Consider the following 6,470-nt stretch of genomic DNA (forward strand, 5'->3'; position numbering starts at 1 on the left):
CACTGCATTTTCAGGACGAACGAATTTATGAAAATAACAAAGAGTCTGTTCCACGCAGGTGTTCTGGGTCTGTCGTTGCTGGCGACCGGTGTGATGGCGGCCGTCCCGGCTGCCGAAGCCGACAAACTGGGCAAAAGCCTGACGCCAATGGGCGCGGAAATGGCCGGTAACGCCGACGGTTCGATCCCGGCGTGGAAGCCGCTGCCGAAGAATGCCGGCAGCGTCGATGCACGCGGATTCCTGTCCAACCCTTACGCCAGTGAGCAACCGCTGTTCACCATCACCGCCAAGGATGTCGACAAGTACAAGGACAAACTGGCGCCGGGGCAGTACGCGATGTTCAAGCGCTACCCGGACACCTTCAAGATGCCGGTGTACCCGTCCCACCGTGGCGCGACTGTGCCGGATGACGTGTTCGCCGCCATCAAGAAAAACGCCACCAACACCAATCTGGTGTCCGGCGGCAACGGTCTGGAAAATTTCGAAACCGCGGTACCGTTCCCGATTCCGAAAAGCGGTGTGGAAGTCATCTGGAACCACATCACCCGCTATCGCGGCGGCAGCGTGACCCGTCTGGTAACCCAGGCCACGCCGCAACCGAACGGCTCGTACAGCCTGGTGTACTTCCAGGATCAGTTCGTGTTCCGCGACAAGATGAAGGACTACGACCCGAAAAACCCGGGCAACATCCTGTTCTACTTCAAGCAGAAAGTGACCGCGCCAGCGCGTCTGGCCGGTGGTGTGCTGTTGGTGCACGAAACCCTCGATCAGGTTAAAGAGCCACGTTCGGCGTGGGTCTACAACGCCGGTCAACGTCGCGTACGCCGTGCGCCACAAGTGTCCTATGACGGCCCGGGTACTGCGGCAGATGGCCTGCGTACCTCCGACAACCTCGACATGTTCAACGGTGCGCCGGATCGTTACGACTGGAAACTCGAAGGCAAGAAAGAGATGTACATCGCTTCCGACAGCTACAAGCTCGACGATCCGAAGCTGAAGTATTCCGACATCATCAAGGCTGGTCACATCAACCAGGATCTGGCGCGTTACGAGTTGCGTCGCGTCTGGCACGTGGTGGCCACCCTGAAGGAAGGTCAGCGCCACATCTACGCCAAACGTGACTTCTACATCGACGAAGACACCTGGCAAGCAGCAGTCATCGACCATTACGACGGTCGTGGCCAACTGTGGCGCGTAGCCGAGGCGCATGCCGAGGACTACTACGACAAGCAAGTGCCGTGGTATGCCCTGGAAACCCTCTACGACCTGCAGTCCGGCCGCTACCTGGCACTGGGCATGAAGAACGAAGAGAAGCAGGCGTATGACTTCGGCTTCACCGCTACTACCAGCGACTTCACTCCGGCCGCTCTGCGTCAGGATGGCGTTCGCTAAACCGCAGTAAACCCGAGGCCGCATCCTCGTAAAAACGCCCCGACTGGTTCGGGGCGTTTTTTTTTTGCGCTTTTCGCGGCGCCTCTGAATTGCTTTTGTAGGAGCTGCCGAAGGCTGCGATCTTTTGATCTTTTGTTTGGGCCGTGGGTTTTGGGGGCATATCCGTTGCTGCGGTTGGGGCTTCTGGCGGTTTCGCTCTTACAGCGAGTCCCTTTTTCAAACGCCAAAAAGGAACCAAAAGGCTTCGCCCCCGGCGTACGGCACTTCGCTTAGGCTCAGTGTTCCCTCGCTACGGTGTTCATCCGGGGGCATCGCCTACGGTTTGCTTCGCTGCACCTCCTCTCGATGTGTGCGGCTGCGCCGCACGGCGCTGCGCGCCTGCCCCGGATGAACACCTACGCTCGGCCTGCCGATGGGGGCGAAAATCTGAAGCCAAATCAAAAGCCACAGCAGATCAAAAGATCGCAGCCTTCGGCAGCTCCTACAGGTCGAAATACGGGGCGAATGGCGCATTCTGGAAAGACTTTTGTAGCCATTTGTAGCAGCAACCTTCATTACCGGTACGTTTAAGGCTAGTCTGCGGACATCTGCAACGCCGCCAATAGCCATTCAAACAAGAGCCGGCCATGACTGATCTGTCCCCACTTCCGGGTCCTGCAAGCGTTGCCGTCGCGGCACTGGACGGGCGTTTCTTCCGTCCACCGTTGCCCGACGGCTATGTTTTGCGACCACGCCTGTGCGAACGCCTGCAAGCCGGGCTCGGCGGGCGATTGTTGCTGGTCAGCGCACCGGCCGGGTTCGGCAAGAGTTCGCTGGCGGTGGAGTTCTGTCAGAGCCTGCCGGCGCACTGGCAAAGTCTGTGGCTGGGCCTGAGCCCGCGAGACAGCGACCCCGGGCGCTTTCTCGAACGTTTGCTCGAAGGCCTGCAGGACTACTTTCCCCAAGTGGGCAGCCGCGCATTGGGGCTGCTGAAAATGCGTCAGCGCCATCAGCCGTTTGCCTTTGAAGAATGGCTCGACGGTCTGCTTGACGAGTTGGCGCTGCACCTCGATACCGCGACGCCGCTGCTGCTGGTGCTCGACGATTACCATCTCGCCCAAGGCCCGGTGCTCGACCGTTGCCTGCAATTTTTCCTCAATCATTTGCCCGACGGCTTGCTGGTGATGGTCACCAGTCGCCAGCGGCCGGACTGGCATCTGGCGCGTTTGCGCCTGTCGCGTCAGTTGCTTGAACTGCATGAACAGGATCTGCGCCTGACCCACGACGAAGCCCTGACTTTGCTCGATCGCCACAGCAGCTCATTGCGCGGCGAAGCACTGGAGAGTCTGATTCAACGCAGCGAAGGCTGGGTTGCCGGGTTGCGTTTCTGGCTGCTCGCGGTGGCCGAAGCCGGCAACGACGCCGCGTTACCGCAAGCGCTGAACGGCGGGGAAGGACTGATCCGCGATTATCTGCTCGAAGAAGTCATCGATTGCCTGCCGGCTGAAGTGCAGGCCTTTCTCTATGACACCGCGCCGCAAGAACGTTTTTGCAGCGAGCTGTGCGACGCCGTGCGCGAAGCCCATGACAGCGCCGAGATTCTGCGTTTTCTGCAGGCGCATCAGGTGTTTCTGGTGCCGCTGGACGAGCACGGCCACTGGTATCGCTATCACCATTTGTTCTCCGATCTGTTGCGCAGCCGCCCGATCGCTCAGGCCATGGTGCCGACCGCGACGCTGCATCTGCGCGCCTGTCGCTGGTTCAACGCGCAAGGCTTGCTCGATGAAGCGGTGGAGCAGGCGTTGCGCGCCGGTCACCTCGATGTCGCGGCGAATCTGGTGCAGAACCTGTCCGAAGAGCAACTGCTGGCCGAGCAAAACGTCGGCATGCTGCTGCGCTGGAAAATGGACTTGCCTGACAGCCTGCTGATCAGCACGCCACGGCTGATCGTGCTGTACAGCTGGGCATTGGGGCTGGCCTGTCAGCTCGATGCTGCCGAAGAACTTTCCAGCCATTTGAGCCTCTTCCTGCCGGCACCCTCAGCCACTGCGCAAAAGTCGATGCTGGCGCAATGGCTGGCGCTGAGCGGGATCATCGCCCGTGGGCGCGGCCATCGTGAACTGACCCTGAAATATTGCAGCGAAGCGCTGGAAAGCCTGCCGGCCAAGCGTTATGGCCAGCGTCTGATGTGCTTGTCGACGCTGTCCAATCTGGCGATTGCCGACGGTGATCTGTGGCGCGCGCGTGGACTTAACCGTGAATCGCTGGAGCTGGCGCAGCGTGTCGGCAATCCGTTGTTCGAAGCCTTGGCGCATTACGATCGCGCTCGCGTGTTGCAGGCGCGTGGCGAAATTTTGCGGGCGCTGGATGAAGTGCATCAAGGGTTGGAGCGCTTGCGCGGTCTGTCGCCGCAACGTCTGTACGCGGTGCGCGCACGGCTGACGTTATACGAAGGTTTTCTGTTAGCGATGCGCCTGCAGCCGCAAGTCGCCCGTACGCGGTTGTTGGCCGGCATCGGCGAGGCGCGTGCCTGTCGCGACATCAGCGTATTGATCGGCCATTGCGTGATAGCGCGGCTGGACGGTGCCACCGGCGAATTCGCCAAAGCCTTCGCTGAACTCTCTGAAGCCGAACGGCTGATGCACATCTGGGACGTGCCGCCGATCTACTATCTGGCGATGATCACCCTGGTCAAATGCGAGCTGTGGCTGGCGCAGGGCCGCACCGATCTCGCCGAGGCCTGGCTGGCGCGACTGGGCCAGACTTACACCGGTGAACGCGCCGCCGCGCCACCGGAGTTTCATCCACAACTGCCCTTGCACGTTGAATTGCAGCAGGCATTGCTCGACATGATTCAGGGCCAGCCGATGCTCGCCGAAGGGCGCTTGAACGTGTTGCACGAGAACGGTCAGCAAACCGGGCGACAGTTGCTCAGTGTGATGGCGCTGACACAGAAAGTGGCGTTGCTGCTGGCCGGTGGACGCGAGCCGGAAGCGCGCAAGGCATTGAGTCAGGCGCTGGAAGCCGCGGCTGGTGGCGTGCTGCAGCCTTTCGATGCATTGATCAAAGCACACACCGACTGGCTGCGCGCCCAATTGGCGCCGATCGCGTCGACCCTTGTCGGTCAGCAGTTACTGGGGCATATGCCGCATGTTGCTGTCCGTGCCGTGGCCGAATGCTCAGCAGCAGAACAACTCAGCAGCCGCGAACTGGCTGTGCTGCGCCTGATCGCCCAAGGCTGTTCAAATCAGGAAATCAGCGAGCAGTTATTTATCTCGCTGCACACCGTGAAAACCCACGCCAGTCATATCAACAGCAAGTTGGGGGTCGAGCGGCGCACGCAAGCGGTGGCGCGGGCGAAGGAGTTGGGGTTAAGGGTCTAGCGACGGTAACATCCGGCATCGGCCGTTTTCGAGCCATTGCTCAGGATTTCCCATGACCGTTCCAGCCCCAGCGCTCATCCGCGAAACCTTCCCCGTCGGCCCCTTGCAGTGCAATTGCACGATCATCGGCGATCCGATCACCAAGAAAGCCATCGTCGTCGATCCGGGCGGCAATCCCGATCTGATCATGGCGCGCCTCGATGCGCATGGGCTGAAAGTGGTCAGCATCATCCATACCCACGCGCATCTCGATCACTTCCTCGCTTCGGGGCAGATGAAAGAGAAAACCGGCGCGACTCTGCATCTGCACAAAGAAGATCAGTTCCTCTGGGACAACCTCGAGATGCAATGCCAGATGTTCGGCGTGCCGTACACGCCGGTATCGTCGCCAGATCGCTGGTTGAGCGACGACGAAGAACTCGCCTGCGGCTGCGGCGTGGCGTTGCATACGCCGGGTCATACACCCGGTTCCATGAGCTTTTGGTTTTCCGAGGCTAAGCTGTTGATTGCCGGCGACACGCTGTTTCGTCGCGGCGTAGGGCGCACGGATTTGTGGGGCGGCGATCAGGCGACCATCGTGCGGTCGATCAAGCAGCGGCTATACACGCTGGACGAGGACGCGACTGTCGTGACCGGGCATGGCCCGGACACGCGTCTGGGGGATGAGATGCGCGAAAACCCGTTTGTGCGGGCCTAAATATTTTGTCACGGGTCTGCTGCGGAATTTTTGTGCATTGTCATGATCCAACGCCCGCACGGGCGATTGCCAATGGCCGTTGCACCACAGAATGCAAAAGTAGGAGCTCTTCATGTTCACCACGCGTCGTTTGATTATTGTCGCTACTGCCGTGGCCTTGCTGTCCGGCTGCGCCTCGCCTAACCCGTATGACAATCAGGGCCAGGCCGACAGTGGCTCCCAAGGAATGAGCAAAACCGCCAAATACGGTGGCCTCGGTGCACTCGCCGGCGCACTGGCCGGTGCCGCCATCGGTCACGACAACCGTGGCAAGGGCGCGCTGATCGGCGCGGCCGTGGTCGGTGCTTCTGCTGCCGGTTACGGTTACTACGCTGACCAGCAAGAGAAGAAGCTGCGCGCGAGCATGGCCAACACTGGCGTTGAAGTGCAGCGTCAGGGCGATCAGATCAAACTGATCATGCCGGGCAACATCACGTTCGCCACCGATTCGGCGAACATCGCTTCCAGCTTCTATCAGCCACTGAACAACCTTGCGAGTTCGCTGAAGGAATTCAGCCAGAACCAGATCGAGATCGTCGGCTACACCGACAGCACCGGCAGCCGCCAGCACAACATGGATCTGTCGCAGCGTCGTGCACAGAGCGTGGCGACTTACCTGACCTCGCAAGGCGTCAGCGGTGCCAACCTGTCGGCGCGCGGTGCCGGCCCGGATAATCCGATTGCCAGCAACGGTGACGTCAATGGCCGTGCGCAGAACCGTCGGGTTGAAGTCAACCTGAAGGCGATTCCGGGTCAGCAGTATGGTGCGCCGCAGCAACAGCAGCCGGGCACGGTTCAGCAATATCCGTAAGCGATTGCCTGAATGAAGAAATGCCCGATCCGGTGATCGGGCATTTTTTTGCGTGGCTTGTGCCGGCCCCTTCGCGAGCAAGCTTTGCTCCTACAAGTGCACGGGTCCGCTGTAGGAGCAAAGCGTGCTCGCGAAGGCGTCGGTGCAGTTACCCACAAAATCCCCAGAC

4 protein-coding genes are annotated in these 6,470 nt (G+C 60.4%); all 4 read left to right on the forward strand.

All coding sequences use genetic code 11. From position 1 onward, the window contains the following. The first annotated feature begins 27 nt into the window (after positions 1-27). The 4 genes from QMX93_RS19235 to QMX93_RS19250 all read left to right on the forward strand — a co-directional run bounded on the left by QMX93_RS19235 (position 28) and on the right by QMX93_RS19250 (position 6,301). Positions 28-1,392: a DUF1329 domain-containing protein gene (locus QMX93_RS19235; RefSeq protein ID WP_053123680.1), complete on the forward strand. Its 1,365-nt coding sequence runs from the start codon at positions 28-30 to the stop codon at positions 1,390-1,392. 626 nt (positions 1,393-2,018) lie between these two features. Beyond that, positions 2,019-4,754, forward strand: coding sequence for a LuxR C-terminal-related transcriptional regulator (locus tag QMX93_RS19240; RefSeq protein WP_282357650.1), 2,736 nt, complete (start codon positions 2,019-2,021; stop codon positions 4,752-4,754). 52 nt (positions 4,755-4,806) lie between these two features. Continuing rightward, positions 4,807-5,451, forward strand: a complete 645-nt coding sequence (locus tag QMX93_RS19245; RefSeq protein ID WP_282357651.1) for an MBL fold metallo-hydrolase — start codon at positions 4,807-4,809, stop codon at positions 5,449-5,451. Between the two features lie 112 nt (positions 5,452-5,563). Further along, positions 5,564-6,301, forward strand: a complete 738-nt coding sequence (locus tag QMX93_RS19250; RefSeq protein WP_212545532.1) for an OmpA family protein — start codon at positions 5,564-5,566, stop codon at positions 6,299-6,301. Positions 6,302-6,470 lie beyond the last annotated feature (169 nt).

The organism is Pseudomonas sp. PS01303 (assembly GCF_029959385.1).
In the GTDB taxonomy this organism is placed as follows: domain Bacteria; phylum Pseudomonadota; class Gammaproteobacteria; order Pseudomonadales; family Pseudomonadaceae; genus Aquipseudomonas; species Aquipseudomonas rustica.

What these genes read in the sequence shown, in the direction of transcription:
- QMX93_RS19240 (WP_282357650.1), top strand. Translation starts at nt 2,019, where the DNA reads ATGACTGATCTGTCCCCACTTCCGGGTCCTGCAAGCGTTGCCGTCGCG.
- QMX93_RS19245 (WP_282357651.1), top strand. Translation starts at nt 4,807, where the DNA reads ATGACCGTTCCAGCCCCAGCGCTCATCCGCGAAACCTTCCCCGTCGGC.
- QMX93_RS19250 (WP_212545532.1), top strand. Translation starts at nt 5,564, where the DNA reads ATGTTCACCACGCGTCGTTTGATTATTGTCGCTACTGCCGTGGCCTTG.
- QMX93_RS19235 (WP_053123680.1), top strand. Translation starts at nt 28, where the DNA reads ATGAAAATAACAAAGAGTCTGTTCCACGCAGGTGTTCTGGGTCTGTCG.